Source organism: Dokdonella sp., assembly GCF_019634845.1.
Lineage (GTDB): Bacteria > Pseudomonadota > Gammaproteobacteria > Xanthomonadales > Rhodanobacteraceae > Dokdonella_A.
Window position 1 is genome coordinate 46,617 of record NZ_JAHCAQ010000017.1, and the last position, 19,452, is coordinate 66,068.

The following is a 19,452-nucleotide window of genomic DNA, read 5'->3' on the forward strand; positions in this document are numbered from 1 at the left end:
CTGGCCCACGCGGCCGGCGCGCACGCCGAGGAACTCGCGCTCGCCCACCTGCAACGGGCCGGCCTCGAACTGCTCGCGCGCAACGTGCGCTATCGCCATGGCGAACTCGACCTCGTCATGCTCGATGGCGAGGCGCTCGTGTTCGTCGAGGTGCGCTACCGGCGCGGCGGCAGTTTCGGCGACGGCATCGACTCGGTCGGCGCGCACAAGCGGTTGCGCCTGCAGCGTGCGGCGGCGAGTTATCTCGCCAGCCAGCCGCAGCTCGCGCGGTGCGCCTGCCGCTTCGACGTGATCGCGATCGCCGGCCCGCCGGCGCAGCCGCAGTTCGATTGGCGACGCAATGCCTTCGATGCCTGTTGAGCCCGGTTCATGCTGCACCCCCACAATGCACGCTCACCTGCACCGGCGCCGCCGTGCGCCACCACCAAGGAATCGTCCCATGCGTCTTCGCCCTCTCGTCGCCACGTTCGCGCTCATCGTGCTGCTGCCGCTGCTGGGCGGCTGTCTTGCCGCCGTGGTCGGTGGCGCCGCCGTTGGCGGCAGCGCCGTGCACGACCGGCGCGGCATGGCGACGTGGGCCGAGGACAAGCGCATCTACCTGGCCGCCTACAACGACCTCAACAAGGACAAGGAGCTGGCGCTGCGCAACGATGTCGTGATCACCGTGTACGACGGCGTCATCCTGCTCGCCGGCAGCGTGCGCGACCAGGCGCTGCGCGAGCGCGCACAGCGCCTGGTCAGTGGCTTCGAGGGCACGCGCCGCGTCGTCAACGAACTGGCCATCGGCGAACCGCAGGGCTTCTGGTCACGGCGGCGCGACAACACGATCACGGCCCATGCCAAGACCGCCCTGCTCGACCTGACCAGCCTGCCCGGATTCGACCCGATGCGCGTCAACGTGACCACGGTCAACCGCGTCGTCTACCTCATGGGTCGCGTCACCGCCGAGGAGGACGAGGCCGTGACCACGATCGTGCGCGACGTCAACGGCGTGGACAAGGTGGTCAAGCTGTTCGAGCCGGTGCAATGACCGCCACGCGATCGCAGTCGCGGCGCGCCCAACGCTGCGCGGGACCGCGCGCGATGCTTGAACGTGCGCTGGCCCGCCGCACGCCGCGATAGCACGGCCGGCGCCGCGGCGGCGTACAGTGACAGGCTCGCTGCAAGCCGATGGACCTTCGATCATGTCGCTACCGCAAGCCGCCCACGCCGAGCTGCAAGCCATCTTCGGCGCCGCCTTCAGTACCGATGCGCGGCAGTGCCTGCGCTACAGCAGCGACGATTCGCGCCGCCAGGCGCAGCCGGCAGCGGTCGCATGGCCAGCGAGCCACGACCAGGTGCTGGCGCTGGTGCGCTGCTGCCTGCGGCACCGGTTGCCGCTGCTCGCGCGCGGCAGCGGCACCAGCACCACCGGCGCGGCGGTGCCGACCGCCGGCGGCATCGTGGCCAGCTTCGAACGCATGCAGCGCATCATCGACATCGACGTCGACAATCGCATCGCCGTGGTCGAACCCGGCGTGCTCAACGGCGACCTGCAGGCGGCGCTGGCGCCGCGCCGCATGTTCTGGGCACCCGATCCGACTTCGGCGGCGCTGTGCACGATCGGCGGCAACATCGCCTGCAACGCGGGCGGGCCGCGCGCGGTCAAGTACGGCGCCACCCGCGACAACGTGCTCGCGCTGCGCGCAGTGAGCGGCGCCGGTGCGTCGTTGCGCTGCGGCAGCGCCACCACCAAGGGCGCGACCGGCTACGACCTCACCCATCTGCTGATCGGCTCGGAAGGCACGCTCGCGATCGTCACCGAAGCCACGCTCAAGCTGACGCCACTGGCCGGCGACAAACGCACGCTGCGCGCGACCTACCGCGATGTGGCCGCTGCCGCACGCGCGGTGGCGCGCATCATGGCGCAGCCGGTGGCGCCCTGCGCGCTGGAGTTCCTCGACGACGAAAGCCTGCGGCTGGCGCGCGCGCACGGCGGCGAGGCGATTCCGGTGGCCGGCGCGATGCTGCTGCTCGAAGTCGATGGCGAAACCGACAGCATCGATGCAGCGATGCAGGCGGTGGCACAGGCGGCGCAGGGCGAGGGCCTCATCGATCTCGACCTGGCCGCGACCGGCGCCCAGGTCGAGGCGCTGTGGGCCGCACGGCGTGCACTGTCGCCGGCGCTGCGCACGATCTCGCCACACAAGATCAACGAGGACGTGGTGGTGCCGGTATCGCGCCTGCCTGCACTGGTGGCGGCCACGCGCGAACTGGCACAGCGCCACCGCCTGCCGATCGTGTGCTTCGGTCATGCCGGCAACGGCAACCTGCATGTCAACCTGCTGCCGCGCGACGACGCCGAACGCGAACGCGCGGTGGCGGCCCTCGACGGCCTGTTCGCGGCCGTGATCGAGCTCGGCGGCACCCTGTCGGGCGAACACGGCATTGGCCTGGCCAAACGTGACTTCATGCCGCGGGCGATCGATGCGGCCACGCTCGACCTGATGCGCGCGATCAAGGCGCAATTCGACCCGGCCGGCATCCTCAACCCCGGCAAGTTGCTGCCAGCGGCCTGAACACCGCTTGCGCCGCGACTGCGCGCCGGCGATCCGTCCCTGGATCGCAGCGGCCGCATCGTGCGCGAGGCACGCTCAGGGCGTCATCACGAGGCGGTTGCTCGCCCCGCTCAGGTCGCGGTTGAGCGTGATCCACAACTCGTTGCTGCCCGCGCGCAGCGACGGGAACCAGTCCTGATCCATGACCAGTGTCTGGCCATTGAGCTTGAGCGTGGGATAGCCGCTGGCGGTGTAGCCACGCACGACGATCAGCGGATGGCGCAGCGTGCCGCTGCCGACCGCGACGTTGGCATCGAGCGCGTTGCCGGCGGCGCCGAACGTGAGCGCGCCGTAGACCGGGTCGAAGCCGGCCGGGCTGTAGCTCATCGTGTCGGGCCGGTTGACGCCAGCCGGGCCGTTGGCGGCCACGCTGCCGACGCTCGCCGTCAGGGTCAGCGCCTGCGCGACCTCGATTTCGCTGCGCTGCGCCTCGATCGGGCTGGTGCTGTGCGCACCGAGCACCACGTAGACCGAGTAGCTCTGCCGCGGATAGCCCGACCGCATCGGGCCATCGTCGGCCGCATTGGTGTTGGAGGCGTAACTGGACTGGCCGAGGAAGCCGAACTGGGTGCCCCAGGTCAGGCGCGTGTTGTTGGTCGGGGTGGCGCTGCCGATGCTCCACGCGATCGCCTGGTAGGGCCATTCACCCTGCCATGGCATGAGGTAGCCGTCGCCGGCAGCGCCATTGGCCGAGGTCTTGTTCCAGAACTGGGTCATGTCGTGCCACCACGGATTGCGACCGCCACCGGCATCGTGCTGTACCAGCGTCTGGGTCTGCACCAGGCCCATCGTGGCGTCGGTGTCGGTGATCCACTCCTTCACGTAGGGCACGGTATTGGGCTGGTTCCAGGTCCAACTGCTGTTGAGCGTGACCGGTGCGCTGGTGGTCGTGAACTTCCACAGGTCGCCCCAGGCGACGCCGCTGACGTTCTTGGAGCCGTCGCCGTCGAACTCGAGCTCGCCGTAGGGCGCACGCGAATCGTCGTTGAGGTAGTTGGCCGGCAGGCTGCTCATGTCGAAGGTGACGGCCCACAGCGGATTGTCGCGCCCGGTGGCGAACACCCAGTCGATCGTGACCGGCAACGGCACGCTTTGCGGCGCGCCGCTCTGGCGGCAGTTGCGCGGATAGTTCTGGGTGAAGCGGAAGATCGCATGGTGGCGGCCGGTGAATACGCGCTGGAACTGCCCCGCGATGAACCCACCGAGCGGCGAGTCGTCGCCGGTGCAGACGTTGCCGAGCCAGGCCGAATGCGACACGACGTAGCCGAAGCCGGCGTAGCCGCCGTTGCCGTAGGTGCTCACCTGCGCGACGCGGGTGGCGTTGGCCGGCGTCTGGTAGCGGAACTCGCGCAGCGCGCCGCCGCGGGCGCCACCGGGGCCGGCCGCGCCATTGTTCTGCGCCAGCACCGCCACGCGCGGGCGGGCCAGGCTGTCGCGCCAGGTGAAGCGGTCGCTCAGCATGCCGGCCACGGCCACGTTCTGCTCGTGCACGAGGCCATTGCCGGCCGGCGGTGCGCTGCCCTCGAAGCCGTTGGCGAAGATCGGATCGAGCGTGGCGCTGGTGAGCACGATGTCGTCGAAATAGACGGTCGGCTGGCTGCCGCCGGCATTGCTCATGATGTTGATGCGGTCGAACTGTGCGAGGGTCGGAAACGCGCTCGCCAGCGGCACGGTCACCTGCTTCCAGGTGCCTGCGGTCGGTCCGCCACCGGAAATGTAGGTGTTGAGCGCGACGCTGGCCTCAGCGGCCGGCGCGGTGTTTTCGAGGGTCAAGGTCAAGGCCTGGTTGCTGCTGCTGCCGCCGTGCACCCACAGGCGCAGGTTCGGGAAGGCGGCACTCGTGAAGCCCGCGCCGGCCTTGGTCAGCGAAATCGCGTTGTAGTTGTTGCCGGTCAATGCGATCGACGCGCTGCCGCCGTGCACCGGGGAGGGGTTGGCGAAATTGCTGCCGCCACCCCAGGACCAGTCGCCGAAGCCGTTCTGCAAGGCGTCGTCGTAGACGACCAGATCGGCGTGCGCCGGGGCCGCGGCAATGCCGCCGAGCGCAACGATGAATGCCGCAACGTGCAAACGCATGAGAATCTCCCCTGTGACGGTGAACGGGCCCACGCCGACGCGACATGGGCCCCTGAATGTCGATACGCCAAATCGCGCGCCAAAAAGACATCGGGATCGCCCGGGCGATGCCGACACGCCCGCCGTGACCGCCGCGCGACGGTGCGCCGCGTGCCGCCCGGGGCACCGCCCGGCGGATCGCCGGGCGGCGCGGTGAGCTAAACTGCGCCTTCCCACATCGCCAACCCGGCACGCCACGGCGCCGCCGCCCCGGCCCGCCGCCGCAGACGGAGATCCAGCCATGAACCAGCTCACCGACATCCTCGACCAGGACCTCGACCCACGCGAAACGCGCGAGTGGACCGAGGCCCTGCAGGGCGTGATCCATGCCGACGGCACCGACCGCGCGCAGTACCTGCTCGAGCGCATGGTCGCCGAGACGCGCCGTGCCGGCGGCCAGGTGCCGTTCCCGCTGACCACCGACTACATCAACACGATCCCGCCCGAGCTCGAGGCCAAGTCCCCCGGCGACGCGCACATGGAGTGGCGCATCCGCTGCATCCTGCGCTGGAACGCGATGGCGATGGTGGTGCGTGCCAACCGCAAGCCGGGCAGCCTCGGCGGCCACATCGCCAGCTTCGCCTCGTCGGCGACGCTGTACGACGTCGGCTTCAACCACTTCTGGCGCGCGGCGTCGAAGGACCATCCGGGCGACCTCATCTTCCACCAGGGCCACTCCAGCCCCGGCATCTATGCGCGTTCGTTCCTCGAAGGGCGCATCAGCGCCGAGCAACTCGACCTGTTCCGCCACGAGGTGGTCGCGCCGCATCACGCACTGTCCTCGTACCCGCATCCGTGGCTCATGCCCGAGTATTGGCAGGTGCCGACCGTGTCGATGGGCCTGGGTCCGATCCAGGCGATCTATCAGGCGCAGTTCTGGAAGTATCTGGAGAACCGCGGCCTGATGCCGCAGACCGATCGCAAGGTGTGGTGCTTCATCGGTGACGGCGAGATCGACGAGCCCGAATCGCTCGGCGCGATCGCGCTGGCCGGGCGCGAGAACCTCGACAACCTCATCTTCGTCGTCAACTGCAACCTGCAGCGCCTCGACGGCCCGGTGCGCGGCAACGGCAAGATCATCCAGGAACTCGAGGGCGGCTTCCGCGGCGCCGGCTGGAACGTGCTCAAGGTGGTTTGGGGCAGCTACTGGGACCCGCTGCTGGCGCGCGACACCAGCGGCGCGCTGCGCAAGGTGATGATGGATTGCGTCGACGGCGAATACCAGGCCTGCAAGGCCTTCGGCGGCGCCTACACGCGCGAGCACTTCTTCGGCAAGTCGCCCGAGACGCTGGCGATGGTCTCCAACCTCTCCGACGAGGACATCTGGCGCCTCAATCGTGGCGGCCACGACCCGCACAAGATCTACGCCGCCTACCACGCGGCCACCCACACCACCGGCATGCCGACCGTGATCCTGGCCAAGACGGTCAAGGGCTACGGCATGGGCATCGGCAGTGGCGAGGCCGAAAATCCGACCCACCAGCAGAAGAAGATGGAAAACGACGCGGTGCGCCACTTCCGCGATCGCTTCCAGCTGCCGATTCCCGACGACAAGCTGGCCGAAGTGCCCTACTACCACCCGGGTCCGGACTCGCCCGAGGTCAAGTACATGCTCGAACGCCGCCGCGAACTCGGCGGCTTCCTGCCGCAGCGTCGCAGCAAGGCCAGCGAGGCCTTCAAGGCGCCGGACCTGGCGAGCTTCGCGCAGATCACCAAGGGCAGCGGCGAGCGCGAGATCTCCAACACGATGGCGCTCGTGCGCGGCATGAACCTGCTGCTGCGTGACAAGCAGATCGCGCCGCGCGTGGTGCCGATCGTGGCCGACGAGGCGCGCACCTTCGGCATGGAAGGCATGTTCCGCCAGATCGGCATCTATGCGCCCGAGGGGCAGAAATACCGGCCGCAGGACGCCGACCAGCTCATGTACTACCGCGAGGCAAAGGAAGGCCAGGTGCTGCAGCAGGGCATCTCCGAGGCCGGTGGCGTGTCGTCGTGGATCGCCGCGGCGACGAGCTACTCGATCTCCAACCAGCCGATGCTGCCGTTCTTCATCTACTACTCGTTCTTCGGCTTCCGCCGCGTCGGCGACCTGATCTGGGCCGCCGGCGACCAGCGCGCGCGCGGCTTCCTCATCGGGGCCACCGCCGGCGCCAGTTTCCCGGGCGAAGGGCTGCAGCATTCGGACTGCGCATCACAGCTCATGGCCGGCACCGTGCCGAACTGCCGCGCCTACGATCCGACCTTCTCCTACGAGGTCGCGGTGCTGCTGCACCACGGCGTCAAGGAGATGTTCGAGGACCAGCGCGACGTCTTCTACTACATCACCACCACCAACGAGAATTTCATCCACCCCGACATGCCCGAAGGTTGCTACGACGGCATCGTCAAGGGCATGTACCTGTTCAAGGACGCCGGCGCGAGCAAGAACAAGAAGATCCCGCGCGTGCAGCTGCTGGCCGCCGGTGGTTCGGTGCTCGAGGCGGTCAAGGCCGCCGAACTGCTCGATGCCGACTTCGGCGTCAAGGCCGACGTGTGGTCGTGCCCGAGCTTCACCGAGCTGGCACGCGACGGTTACGACTGCGAACGCTGGAATCGCCTGCATCCGCAGGCCAAGCAGCCGCGCGTGTCGCATCTGGCGCAGTGCCTGGCCGAGCACAAGGGGCCGGTGGTGGCGGTGAGCGAATACGTGCGCGCGGTCACCGATCAGGTCCACGCCTTCGTGCCGGCCGGTCGTCGCTTCGTGTCGATGGGCGCCGACGGCTACGGCCGCTCCGACACGCGCGACAACCTGCGCGGCTTCTTCGAGATCGATCGCTACTGGATCGCCCACGCGGCGATCAGCGCGCTGGCGGCCGACGGCGAGATGAACCCCGAAGATGTGGCGCGCGCGATCCGCCAGTACAAGCTCGATCCCGACAAGCCCAACCCGATCACGATGTGAGCACCGGCATGTGGGCGCCACCGGGCGCCCGCATGCCCTGACCGAGTCCGTCATGCGCCTGCCCCTGTGGCCGATGTTCGTGTTGCTGCTGCTCGCCGGCATGCCGCCGGGCGCGCGTGCTGCCGCAGCGGCGCCGGCGCCGTTCGAGCACGTGTTCATCATCGTCCTCGAGAACCAGCTCTACGACACCACCTTCGGCGCGGCGTCGGCAGCACCCTACCTGGCCCACGAGCTGCCCGCCAAGGGGGCGCTGCTGCGGCAGTACTACGCGATCGGCCACTTGAGCCTGGGCAACTACATCGCGCTCATCAGTGGCCAGGCACCGAACAAGGCGACCCAGCACGATTGCACGGTGTTCAGCGAATTCGTCGCCAGCGGCCCGCTCGACGCCGCCGGCCAGTTGCCGGGCGAAGGCTGCGTGTACCCGCCCCAGGTGCGCACCGTGGCCGACCAGCTCACGGCCGCCGGTCGCAGCTGGAAGGGTTACATGGAGGACATGGGCAAGGACCCCCGGCGCGAGGCGGCAAGCTGCGCGCACGCGAAGATCGGCAGCGAGGATCCCACGCGGCGCGCGACCGCACGCGACCAGTACGCCGCCAAGCACAACCCGTTCGTGTACTTCCACTCGATCATCGACGATCGCGCGCGCTGCCAGCGCCACGTGGTCAATCTCAAGGTGCTCGACCGCGACCTGCGCCAGCTCGCGACCACGCCCAACTACAGCTTCATCGCGCCCAACCTGTGCCATGACGGCCACGATGCGCCGTGCAAGAACGGCGAACCGGGCGGCCTGGTCTCGGTCGACCACTTTCTGCGCCAGTGGATCCCGCGCATCATGGCCTCGGCCGCGTACCGGCGTGGCGGCCTCATCATCATCACCTTCGACGAGGCGACGATGGCCGACACCAGTGGCTGCTGCGCTGCGCGGCCGCTGCCCGGCGGCCCGCCGCCCGGCATCGACGGCCCCGGCGGCGGTCGCATCGGCGCCGTGCTGCTGTCACCGCGCATCAAGCCCGGCACGGTGTCGGACGTGCCCTACAACCACTATGCACTGCTGCGCTGGGTCGAGGACAACTTCGGCCTCGATCACCTCGGCTACGCCGGCGCCGACGGGCTCGCCGGTTTCGGCGCCGACGTGTTCGGCCCGCACTGAGCGCGCCGCCAGCGCGCAGGCGCACGCACGAATCGCGCCCGCTGCGCGCCGATTGACGCTCGCCCGGCGGCCTTCGATGATGCGCCGATGCGCATCCTCATCCGCTTCCTCATCGGCCTGCTCGCACTGGGCGCACTGCCCAGCAGCGCCGAACCGATCGACGCCAGCAAACTGTTTGACGGCGCCCGCGCACAGCTCGCCGACATGCGCAAGCAACTGGCGACCGGCGATCTCGACTCGGCCCGGCTCGATGCGCTGCGCAGCCAGAACAACGAGCTCGTCGGGCGCGCCCAGGCGCTCATCGACGAACGCACGCCGCTGCTCGACGCGCTCGATGCCCGCAGCGCCGAACTCGGGCCGCTGCCGCAGGACGGCACGCGCGAGGCCGCCGACATCGGCGCCCAGCGCAAGGACCTCGAGCGGCAGCGCGCCAGCACCGATGCCGACCTGCGTCGTGCGCGGCTCATCCTCGTCGATGCGGCGCAGATCAGCGCCGCGATCAGCCAGGCACGTCGCGCCAGCTTTCTCGGCCATCTGTCGCAGCGCACGGCCTCACCGCTCACTGCAACCTTCTGGCGCGAACTGGACGGCAACCTCGACCGCGACCGCGCCGCGCTGCAGGCGCTGCTGGCGCAGACGCGCACCTCGTTCGAACGCAGCTTCGCCGCCGCCAACCTGCCGCGCGCGCTCGGCGCTGGCGCCCTCGGGCTGGGCGTGCTGTGCCTGCTGCCGTGGCTGACGCGACGCGTGCTCGTGCCGCGCATCGCGGCGCGCTTGCAGGCCGGGCGCCTGCGCCGCTCGCTGGCCGCGTTCCTCATCGCCGCCGGCACCACGCTCGGCGCCTGGCTCGGCGCCAGCATCCTGCTCGGCTGGAGCGATGCCGACGCCAGCGCCGACGACAGCACGCGGGTGTTGCGTACCGCGCTCGTCACGGCGATGTTGTGGGGAGGTTTCGTCGCCGGCATCGGCAGCGGCCTGCTGTCGCCGACGCGGCCGTCATGGCGACTGGCGCCGATCGACGATGCGATCGCGCGGCGCCTGCGCGCGCTGCCGTGGTTGCTCGGCGCGGCAGTGGGCTGCGCCATCGTCATCCACCACTTCTACCAGCTCGCCGGCGCCGGGGTATCGGCGACGATGCTTGGCAGCCTGTGCCTGGGCGTGCTGTACGCGCTCATCGTCGGCTGGGGCCTGTTGCGCATGACGCACCACGCGACCACGCCGCCCGAGGAAGTGACGCGGCCGGCCTGGATCGGTGCCGTCATCGCGATCGCATGGGCGGCGGTGCTGGCGGTGTTGGTCAGCGCCGCGACCGGCTACATCGCGCTCGCCTACCAGCTCGCGCAGCAACTGGTCGGCGGCATCGTCGTCGCCGCGCTGCTGTATCTGCTGGTGTGCTTCATCGAGGACCTGTTCGCGGCGGCGGTCCATTCGCGCAGCGCCTGGCTCACGCGCTCGCTGGGGCTGGGCCAGCGCACGCTCGACCAGTGGGCCGTACTCGGCACCGGCCTGCTGCGGCTGGCGGCGATGACGCTGGGCCTGCTCGCGGTGCTGGCGCCACTGGGCGCCGATCCGGGCGAACTCGTCGACCGGGTCCTGCGACGCGGCAACACGCTTGGCATCGGCTCGTTCTCGTTCACGCCATCGGCCGTGGTGGGCGCGGCGCTCGCGCTCGTGGTCGGCGTGGCGTTGGTGCGCGGAGTCCAGCACTGGCTGCGCCACACCTACCTGCCGACGACGCGGCTCGATGCCGCGATGCGCGACTCGATCACCACCCTGCTCGGCTGGCTCGGCATCGTGGTGGTGGTGGGCATCGCGCTGGCGGCGCTGGGCCTGAGCCTCGAGCGCATCGCCTGGATCGCCAGCGCGCTGTCGGTCGGCATCGGCTTTGGCCTGCAGGCCATCGTGCAGAACTTCGTGTCGGGCCTGATCCTGCTCGTCGAGCGCCCGGTCAAGGTCGGCGATTGGGTGGTACTGGGCGACGTCGAGGGCGACATCCGCCGCATCAAGGTGCGCGCGACCGAGATCCAGCTCGCCGATCGCTCGACCGTCATCGTGCCCAACTCGGAACTGGTGACCAAGAGCGTGCGCAACGTCACGCTGGCCAATGCCGACGGCCGCGTGCGCTTTCTGCTGCCACTGCCGCTCGGCAGTGACGCCGCGCACGTGCGCGAGATCGTGCTGCAGGCGGTGACGGCCCACGCCGAAGTGCTGGAGCGCCCGGCGCCGTCAGTGCTGCTCGATGGCATCGCCGGTGGCGCGCTGGTGTTCGCGGTGGCCGCCTACATCGCCAACCCGCGGCGGCTGGCAAGCGTGCGCAGCGAACTGCTGCTGGAGATCCTGGCGTGCCTGCGCAGCAATGACATCGCGCTGTCCTCGCCGCTGCAGGTGGTCAGCAGCGGCGGCACGCGCGACTGAAGCGCCGGGCCACGCCGGGGACCACAAACGACACCGCCGGCACGAGGCCGGCGGTGTGTGAAGCGATGACAGGAACGGCGCGCGGCTTACTGCGCAGCGTCCTTGAGCTTCTTGAGCGCGCGGACCTTCACCTTCACCGAAGCCGGCTTGGCTGCGAACCAGCGCTCTTCCTTGGTGAACGGATCGATGCCCTTGCGCTTGGGCTTGGCCGGCACATTGACCGCCGTGATCTTGAGCAGGCCCGGCAGCGTGAACTGGCCAGCGCCCTTCTTGTGCACCGAATTGGCGACCGCCTGCTCGAGCGCGGCGAGCACGGCGCGCACGTCCTTCGCCGCGACGGCGGCATGCTCGGCCAGGTGCGACACGAGCCCGGACTTGCCAAGCGGTTCGGTGATCGGCTTCGACGCGGCCTTCTTGCCCGCAGCCGGCTTCTTGGATGTAGCCATGGTTGTCGTTTCTCCGTGGGGGTAGCGCGGCGCATCGCTTGCGTCGCTGTGCCTAGCGTAGCGTTTTTTTTTGCCCGATGCGCGTGTTTTGCCGGCTTGAAATGCGGAATTTTTTGCCGGCGCCCGCTGCCGCGATGCGGCACCGCAGCGGCCGGCGCCGCATCAATCCGTGCCTTCGGTGGCGGGCGCCGGCGCACTGGCGCTGCGGATCTGCGCCTCCACCACCGCCAGCGCGGTCATGTTGAACACGCGCCGCACGGTCGCCGCCGGGGTGAGCACGTGGGCCGGCTTGGACAGCCCCATGAGGATCGGGCCGAGCACCACGCCATCGGTCATCACGCGCGTCATGTTGAAGGCGATGTTGGCCGCATCCATGCTCGGGCAGACGAACACATTGGCCATCCCGCCGAGCCGCGAATTGGGGAACAACCGCTCGCGCACCTCGGGAATGAGTGCGGTGTCGGCATGCATCTCGCCTTCGACCTCGACCCTGGGCAGGCGCTCGCGCAGCAGCTCGACCACGCGGCGCATCTTCTGCGCGCTGGCGTCGACATGGCTGCCGAAATTGGAGTGCGACAGCACCGCGATCCGCGGCGTGATGCCGAACAGCTTGAGCCGCAGCGCAGCCTGCGCGGCCGCCTGCGCGATGTGCTCGGCGTCGGGCTCGACCGCGACATGGGTATCGACGAAGAAGAACACGCCACGGTCGTTGAACACCGCGCTCATCGCCGACAACGTGTCCACGCCCGGATCGAGCGGCAGGATGCCGCGCAGGTAGCCGAGCTTCTTGTGGTAGCGGCCGACGATGCCGCAGATGAGGCCGTCGGCCTCGCCACGCCGCAGCATCAGGGCGGCGATGACGGTGGCGCGCGAGCGCACGATCTGCTTGGCGCTGTCGGGCGTCACGCCGTCGCGCTGCAGCAGCTCGTGGTACAGCGTCCAGTAGTCCTTGAAGCGCGGGTCGTCGCCGATGTCGCACAGCTCGAAATCAACGCCCGGCTTGAGGCGCAGGTGCAGGCGCTCGATGCGGGCCTGGATCACCGCGGGACGGCCGATGAGGATCGGCCTGGCGGTGCCCTCGTCGACGACGTGCTGCACCGCGCGCAGCACGGTCTCCTCCTCGCCCTCGGCGTAGACGATGCGCTTGGGATCGGCCTTGGCGCGCGCAAACACCGGCTTCATCACCAGCGTGGTGCGGAACACGAAGGCGTTGAGCTTGTCGCGATAGGCGCGCAGGTCGTCGATCGGCCGCGTCGCCACGCCCGACTCCATCGCCGCGCGCGCCACGGCCGGCGCCAGCTCGACGATGAGGCGCGGATCGAACGGCTTGGGAATGATGTAGTCGGGACCGAATGACAGGCTCTGCCCGCCATAGGCGCGCGCCGCCACATCGGTCATCTCGCGCCGCGCCAGCTTGGCAATGGCCTGCACGCAGGCCACCTTCATCGCCTCGTTGATGACCGTGGCGCCGACATCGAGCGCGCCGCGGAAGATGTAGGGAAAGCACAGCGCGTTGTTGACCTGGTTCGGATAGTCCGAGCGCCCGGTGGCGATGATCGCGTCCTCGCGCGCCGCGCGTGCCTCCTCGGGCAGGATCTCCGGCGTCGGATTGGCCAGCGCGAGGATGATCGGCTGCGGCGCCATGCGCGCGACCATCTGCGGCTTGAGCACGCCGGGCGCGGACAGGCCGAGGAACACGTCGGCGCCGTCGATGATCTCGTCGAGCGTGCGCGCGGCGGTGTCGCGCGCGTAACGGCACTTGTTCGGATCCATCTCCTCCTTGCGGCCGCGCCACACCACGCCAAGCCGGTCGGCGACCCAGATGTTCTCCATCTTCACGCCCAGGCTCACCAGCATGTCGAGGCAGGCGATGCCGGCGGCACCGGCGCCGGTGGAAACGAGCTTGATGTCCTCGAACTTCTTGCCGGCTATGAACAACGCATTGAGCACGGCCGCGCCGACGATGATCGCGGTGCCGTGCTGGTCGTCGTGGAACACCGGGATCCGCATCCGCTCGCGCAGCTTCTTCTCGACCTCGAAGCACTCGGGCGCCTTGATGTCCTCGAGGTTGATGCCGCCAAAGCTCGGTTCGAGGCTGGCGATGATGTCGACCAGCTTGTCCGGATCGCGTTCGGCGATCTCGAGATCGAACACGTCGATGCCGGCAAACTTCTGGAACAGCACGCCCTTGCCTTCCATCACCGGCTTGGCGGCGAGCGGACCGATGTCGCCGAGGCCGAGCACGGCGGTGCCGTTGGTGATGACCGCGACGAGGTTGCTGCGCGCCGTCAGCGTGGCCACCTCGGCCGGATCACGCACGATCTCCTCGCAGGCCGCCGCCACACCCGGCGAATAGGCCAGCGACAGCTCTCGTTGGGTCACCACGGGCTTGGTCGAGGTGACCTTGATCTTGCCGGGGGGATTCCTGCGGTGATAGTCGAGGGCGGCTTTCTTGAGTTCTTCGGTGGTGGACATGACGGGCCGGGGCTGGGGACGGGTGCGGCAGGCGGCGCGCGAGCACGCGGCGCGCGGCCACGCGCAGCGCGCACTATACAACCGCCGGTGGTGCCGCTGCGGCCGGCCGCGGCGCGCTAGCCGCGCTTGGCCGCGGCGCTGCGCAGGCGCGCCGCGAACTCGGCGCGCCGCGCGTCCCATTGCTCGCGCGCGGCGGCGACGCGGGCCGCCTCCAGCATGGCGGCCAGCCGCGTCGACGAGGGCGCCTTGCCGCGATTGGCCCACGAGCGCGCAACGATCGCCACCGCCTGCTGCACGGTCAGCGTCTTCGCGCTGGCCACGTAGAGGTTGGCAATCAGCCCGGCAGGCAACGGCGTATCGGGATCGATCAGCCGCGCGCCGACGTAGAGGCTGCCGGCGCTGACATGACCGTCGTGATCGTTGTGGGCGTGCTTCTTGTACAACGTGGTGACCGTGGACAGGCCCTCCACGCTGCTGAGTCGATGGCCCGGCGGCAGTCCCACATCGTTGCTCACGTAGGTGATCGTGGTGTGGTTGCTGCCCGGCAGCGTGGTGACATTGGCCTCGCCGAACTGCACGGTACTGTTGTCGTCGAGCGTCAGGTCAAGGCGGGCGATCGCATGGCCGCCAGCCGCTCCATAGCGGTTGAAGCCTTCATCCTCCCACTTGTACTGTGCGACGACGACCTTGACCGCGACCACCGACTTCTGCCGCAGATCGAGCACGTAGACGTTGTTGGGCGCAGCGGCGCCGTCGCCGGCACGATTGACGACGATCTGCGACAACCAGTGGGTGATGCCGCCTTCGTTGTTGCCGCTGAGGTACGAGATCGCAGCCACCGGCGCCGGCGTCGGCAAGCCGACAAAGGGGTAATCCTGTTGCGGCAAGGTGTAGTCCGGCGCCACGCAATGATTGCCCGGACACAGGCCTATGTCGCGCAGTTCGGGAATGCCGTAGGGCCCGTAGAACAACTCGCGCGTGAGCGGCGGTGCCGCGCCATCGAGCCGATTGAGCATGGTCGGCCAGCGGTCGCGGAAGTCCTGCACCATCAAGGTGTATGCGCTGTGGATCTGCACCTGCTTCTTGCGCGCCTTCCAGGCACCCGAGGCCAGACGCACGAAGTCGGATGGATTGACCAACGCTCCGCCCGCATCGCAGACCACTACATCGAGTTGACTGCGTGCATCGTGGAACCGCTGCTCGTAGTCCTGGAACAGCGAAGGCAGCGTCGCATCGACATGCCGGCAGTAGCGGTTGACCACGACGTCGAACTGCTGGTGGAAGTAGTCGATGACGCCCTCGACGAGGCCGCGCCGCTGGCCGAACCAGATCACGTCGCGCAGGAACACCAGGTGCATGTTGGCGAACTGCGCAAAGTAGGGCAGCACCGGTTTGGCCCAGCCACTGGGCTGGAACGAGGGCGCCTGCTGCAGCAGCATCTGGTGGGTGCTGAAGATGCTCTGCTGGATCGCGCTGGCCAGTTGCTCGGATGGCTCGGTCTCGTAGGCCTGCACGAGCTGCTGGAAGCCGAGCAGGGCGTCGTGCGCGCCGGTCGCCGACTGCTGCATCTGGTCGAGCACGAGATTGTCGATGTCGTGCTCGATGAGTGACTCGACCTTGCCCTTGATCTCGCTCCAGATGTCGGGCTGCGGCTGCTGGCTCGGCAGCGGCCAGAGCACGGTAAGCAACAGGCTCAGCACGCCGCCGACCTCGGGAATCAGATTGAGCCCGGCCGCCAGCACCGAGCCGACCTTGCCCATCGCGTCGCTGTAGGAAGGATCGTTGGCCGGCGCCTGCGTCTGCGCGCAGCTATCGGCGCCACGCGCGGCGGCACTGGCCAACAAGCCGCCGAGGCCGGTTCCGGCCAGCATCGGCAGCAGCGCCGCGCCGGCGAACCGGCGCAGGCAGTCACGCCGCGCGCGGTCGATCGATTCGCTCAGGGGCTCGCGCCGCAGCGTGGGCGGAAGATCATGGGGTGTGTTCATCGCGTTCCTCCGCAGCTTCATTGGTCGGGGTCGATGCGCTCGATCAGCCAGCCCTCGGCACGGGCGTGCAGTGGCAGCGTCAGCGCCACGCCGCCGCCGTCGAGCAGCAGGCTGGCCTCGCCCGCGCGTCCCGTGTGCAGTTGCAGCTGCGCGCCGGCAGCGCAGGGCTGCCAGCCGCTCGCGCGCACGCCACTGGCGTCGGACACGAGCAGCCGCAGCCAGCAGGTCGCACCGACGCACAGGCGCTCGACGCGGAAGCCGGCGCCGTCGGGCGCCCGCGCCCGCAGCAGCACCTGCAGGCCATCGCGCGCGGCAGTCGGCAACGGCCACGCGAACGGCTCTTGCCCCGACCACGTCGCGGCTTGCGTGGCGGTGGCGGCGGCGCCGCTCGCCTCGAAGCCATCGCGGAGGATCACGAGCCACGCCGTCTGGCTGGTGCTGTTCGGCACGGGCGCGCTCAGCCGCGACAGCGTGGCCTGGTAGACGAGCGTCGGCGCGGCGGCGTCCTCACGCACCTGCGAGGTCACCAGCCAACTCAAGCTGCCACCGGCGGGCACGCTCACGGCATTCTCGACCAGCGGGCCACTGCCGGCCGCGGTGCAGCTCGCGCCGGCCGCACCGATGCAGACCCACGAAGTGGCGCCATCATCGAGACCCGGCGCGGCGGTCGCCAGCATCACGTCGTTGGCGGCGGCGGCGCCGGCATTGCTGACCGTGACGACATACAGGCGGCTGGCGCCATAGGCTGCATAGTCGTCCTGCGCCGTGCAGGTGCCGTCGCTGCCCCACACGCACACGCTCACGGCCAGCACCGCAGTCGGGTCGGCAGCGAAATGCGCGTGCACGGTGCAGTCGGCACTGATCGGCGCTGTGGTGTAGGTCGCGCCGTTGGCCTGGCCGCCACAACTGCCGTCGACGCCGGCCAGGTGGTAGCCCGGATCGGCGAGAATGGTCAGGGTTGCGCTGCTGCCCTCGGCCACGTTCTGCGTCGGCGGCGTGATCGAGCCATGCGCATCGGTGCTCGCGGTCACTGTGTGCAGGATCGCCTCGAAGCCGATCGTGATCGTGCAATCGGCGACGATCGCGCCGCTGGCATAGCCGTTGCCGACGAGGTTGCCCTGCGGGCAGGTGCCACCGATCGCGCCCACGTGCATGCCCGGCAGCGGTGACACCGCCAGCGTGGCCGTGGCGCCCTCGGCCACGACCTGCAGTGTGGGGGCAACCGCACCGCCGGCACCGCCGGCGGCAGCGACCTGATGCAGGTTGGGGGCGAATTGCGCCACCACGGTGCAGGCGGCCTGGACCGGCGAGGTGGTGAAGGTGCCGCCGCCGGCGTCGAGCGTGCCACCGCAGGTGCCCGACACCGCAGCGACGCGATAGCCCGGATCGGGCAGCAGGGCGAACTGCGCGGTGGCACCGGCCGGCACCGACTGGGTGGCCGGCGAGATCGCGCCATGCCCGCCGTCGACGCTCGCGGTCAGCGCGTAGACCGGTGCCGCCGTGAACTGCGCATGGCAACTGCGCGCGCCAGCCATCGTCACGACGATGGCTGGATTGCCGCCGCTGCAGTCGCCGCTCCAGCTGACGAAGTTCGCGCCACCGGCCGCAATCGCGTGCAGCGTGACCGCTTGCGGTGCGCTGCCTTCGCCCGCATAGGTGGCGGTGCAGCCGCCGCCCGTTGCCGTGCAGGCCACGATGCCGCCGGCGACCGGCGCCGGCGTGGCGTCGGCGCCGACACTGCCGCCACCCGCGACGCTGACCGTGAGCTGGGGATTGCCGCGGTACTCGACGGCGCCGATGTCGCAAGCGCTGCCCTGTGGCCGCGCGACGCCGCGCTGGTCATGTCGCTCCGGACACTGCGCCGGGTCGATCCGGTCGATCACCGGACTCGTGGCTGCCGGCAGCAGCGTCCATGCGGGACCACCATGGTCGGCCAGGGCACCCAGTTGCGGCGGCACTCCGGTCACGAGCCAGCTCCCCGCAAAGCCGGCCTCGTGGCCGATCATGTTGCGGTCGCCCGCACTGCCAGCGACGCCGTTGAGCAACGCGAACGCGCCCGTACTGATCGCGATGTCGTTGATCGCTCCGCTCGCGGCGAGGCTGTCGACGGTGTTGCCGGTGACGATCGAGGCGGCGACCAGCAGTTGCGCATGGTCGCGTCCGCAGGCATTGCCCTGGCCGGCGCAGGCGTAGTCGCCGATGCCATAGATCGCGCCACCATCGTTCATGCCGCTGGCGCCATTGCTCATGGCCCAACCGATCGCGTTGCCCACCAGAGTGCTGAAGCTGACGTCGAGACGGCCGCTGTAGTTGAAGATCGCGCCGCCCTCCGCGTGACCGAAGCTCTCGATGCCAGTGCAGACTTCGTTGGCCCCACCCAGGGCGCGATTGCCGCTCAGCGTACTGTTGCCGATGACGACGGTGCCGGCGTCATTGAAGATCGCACCGCCCATGCCGGCGCCTGATCCACCGCCATTGGCGCAGCCCGCACCGCCACCGAATCCGGCGCCACCCGGCGTCGAGCCGCCACCGCCGCCGGCGCCGAAACCACCGGTGCCACCGCTGGAGCCGGTCGAACCGGGCGCGCCCAGACCGGCGCCGCCGCCGCCGAACTGCGGTGGGTCGCTCGGGATGCGGCCGCCGCCGCCCCAACCGACCAGCGCCGACAGGGTGCCACCATTGGGACTGCCCCCATCGTTGCCGACCGCCGCACCGCCGACGCCGCCGCCACCGGTCGCGCTCGATGCGGAAAGCACGGCGCCGCCCTGCGCGGTGTTGTCGACCAGCGTGCTGTCCTCGATGCTCACGGTACCGCGGTTGAAGATCGCGCCACCGGCACCGAGCGCCGCGCCGCCATGACCGGCATCGCCGCCCTTGGCATGGCCACCGCGCAACGTCACCCCGCGCAGCGACAACGCGCTGTCGCCATCGACGTCGAACAGGCGGAACGCTTGCTGCGCGCCGCTCGCGCGCTCGATCGTGACGCCATGCGCGAGCCGGTGCGTGGCATCGATGAGGATGCTCTTGCCGCCACTGATGAAAAACGCCGCCGGCCCGAACTGGCGGGTCGCCGCCGCGCCGGGCGCGCCGCTGCCGGCCGGATTGGTGAACGTGGTCAGGCTGATGGCCTGGCCGTCGAGCGCCGGCGCAAACCAGATCGTGTTGAACGCGTCGCTGGAGGCAAGCGCCTGCGTGAGCGCCTCGCGCAGGCTGCCGCTGCCGGCATCGGCAGCGCTGGTCACGGTATGGATCGCCGCCGCGGCCGGCAGCGCCCACCCGCACGCCATGCACGCCAGCCATGCCACCGCGCGCCACGCGCCGCCAC

The 19,452-nt window shown here is 69.7% G+C and carries 11 protein-coding genes; 6 read left to right on the top strand and 5 right to left on the bottom strand.

The window, feature by feature from the left end; all coding sequences use genetic code 11:
• The 3 genes from KF903_RS12285 to KF903_RS12295 all read left to right on the top strand — a co-directional run bounded on the left by KF903_RS12285 (position 1) and on the right by KF903_RS12295 (position 2,558).
• A complete protein-coding gene (locus tag KF903_RS12285; protein WP_291215306.1) occupies positions 1-360 on the top strand; it encodes a YraN family protein in 360 nt (119 codons plus the stop codon).
• A gap of 79 nt (positions 361-439) precedes the next feature.
• A complete protein-coding gene (locus tag KF903_RS12290; RefSeq protein ID WP_291215230.1) occupies positions 440-1,030 on the top strand; it encodes a BON domain-containing protein in 591 nt (196 codons plus the stop codon).
• Positions 1,031-1,184: 154 nt separating this feature from the next.
• A complete protein-coding gene (locus KF903_RS12295) occupies positions 1,185-2,558 on the top strand; it encodes an FAD-linked oxidase C-terminal domain-containing protein (protein WP_291215232.1) in 1,374 nt (457 codons plus the stop codon).
• Between the two features lie 75 nt (positions 2,559-2,633).
• Here the strand turns inward: KF903_RS12295 and KF903_RS12300 are convergent, their stop codons facing one another.
• Complete coding sequence (locus KF903_RS12300) at positions 2,634-4,673, bottom strand: hypothetical protein (protein WP_291215234.1); 2,040 nt, start codon at positions 4,671-4,673, stop codon at positions 2,634-2,636.
• Between the two features lie 280 nt (positions 4,674-4,953).
• Between KF903_RS12300 and aceE the strand changes: the two genes are divergently transcribed.
• The 3 genes from aceE to KF903_RS12315 all read left to right on the top strand — a co-directional run bounded on the left by aceE (position 4,954) and on the right by KF903_RS12315 (position 11,221).
• Positions 4,954-7,653: a pyruvate dehydrogenase (acetyl-transferring), homodimeric type gene (aceE, locus tag KF903_RS12305; RefSeq protein ID WP_291215236.1), complete on the top strand. Its 2,700-nt coding sequence runs from the start codon at positions 4,954-4,956 to the stop codon at positions 7,651-7,653.
• A gap of 52 nt (positions 7,654-7,705) precedes the next feature.
• Positions 7,706-8,806 carry an alkaline phosphatase family protein gene (locus KF903_RS12310; RefSeq protein WP_291215239.1) on the top strand — a complete coding sequence of 367 codons (1,101 nt, stop codon included), beginning with the start codon at positions 7,706-7,708 and terminating at the stop codon, positions 8,804-8,806.
• 87 nt (positions 8,807-8,893) lie between these two features.
• On the top strand, positions 8,894-11,221 hold the full coding sequence (locus KF903_RS12315; protein ID WP_291215242.1) for a DUF3772 domain-containing protein: 2,328 nt from the start codon (positions 8,894-8,896) through the stop codon (positions 11,219-11,221).
• A gap of 86 nt (positions 11,222-11,307) precedes the next feature.
• Here the strand turns inward: KF903_RS12315 and KF903_RS12320 are convergent, their stop codons facing one another.
• From KF903_RS12320 to KF903_RS12335, 4 genes are all read right to left on the bottom strand, one after another.
• On the bottom strand, positions 11,308-11,667 hold the full coding sequence (locus KF903_RS12320; protein WP_291215244.1) for an HU family DNA-binding protein: 360 nt from the start codon (positions 11,665-11,667) through the stop codon (positions 11,308-11,310).
• 162 nt (positions 11,668-11,829) lie between these two features.
• Positions 11,830-14,142 carry an NADP-dependent malic enzyme gene (locus tag KF903_RS12325; RefSeq protein WP_291215245.1) on the bottom strand — a complete coding sequence of 771 codons (2,313 nt, stop codon included), beginning with the start codon at positions 14,140-14,142 and terminating at the stop codon, positions 11,830-11,832.
• A 116-nt stretch (positions 14,143-14,258) separates the two neighbouring features.
• Positions 14,259-16,127, bottom strand: a complete 1,869-nt coding sequence (locus tag KF903_RS12330) for an insecticidal delta-endotoxin Cry8Ea1 family protein (protein WP_291215247.1) — start codon at positions 16,125-16,127, stop codon at positions 14,259-14,261.
• 17 nt (positions 16,128-16,144) lie between these two features.
• A complete protein-coding gene (locus tag KF903_RS12335) occupies positions 16,145-19,369 on the bottom strand; it encodes a choice-of-anchor Q domain-containing protein (RefSeq protein ID WP_291215249.1) in 3,225 nt (1,074 codons plus the stop codon).
• Between the last annotated feature and the right edge of the window lie 83 nt (positions 19,370-19,452).

Bases quoted from the DNA above. Each gene is read 5' to 3' on its own strand.
- KF903_RS12330 (WP_291215247.1), bottom strand. From the start codon at position 16,127: ATGAACACACCCCATGATCTTCCGCCCACGCTGCGGCGCGAGCCCCTG.
- KF903_RS12320 (WP_291215244.1), bottom strand. From the start codon at position 11,667: ATGGCTACATCCAAGAAGCCGGCTGCGGGCAAGAAGGCCGCGTCGAAG.
- KF903_RS12300 (WP_291215234.1), bottom strand. From the start codon at position 4,673: ATGCGTTTGCACGTTGCGGCATTCATCGTTGCGCTCGGCGGCATTGCC.
- KF903_RS12290 (WP_291215230.1), top strand. From the start codon at position 440: ATGCGTCTTCGCCCTCTCGTCGCCACGTTCGCGCTCATCGTGCTGCTG.
- KF903_RS12325 (WP_291215245.1), bottom strand. From the start codon at position 14,142: ATGTCCACCACCGAAGAACTCAAGAAAGCCGCCCTCGACTATCACCGC.
- KF903_RS12310 (WP_291215239.1), top strand. From the start codon at position 7,706: ATGCGCCTGCCCCTGTGGCCGATGTTCGTGTTGCTGCTGCTCGCCGGC.
- KF903_RS12315 (WP_291215242.1), top strand. From the start codon at position 8,894: ATGCGCATCCTCATCCGCTTCCTCATCGGCCTGCTCGCACTGGGCGCA.
- KF903_RS12295 (WP_291215232.1), top strand. From the start codon at position 1,185: ATGTCGCTACCGCAAGCCGCCCACGCCGAGCTGCAAGCCATCTTCGGC.
- aceE (WP_291215236.1), top strand. From the start codon at position 4,954: ATGAACCAGCTCACCGACATCCTCGACCAGGACCTCGACCCACGCGAA.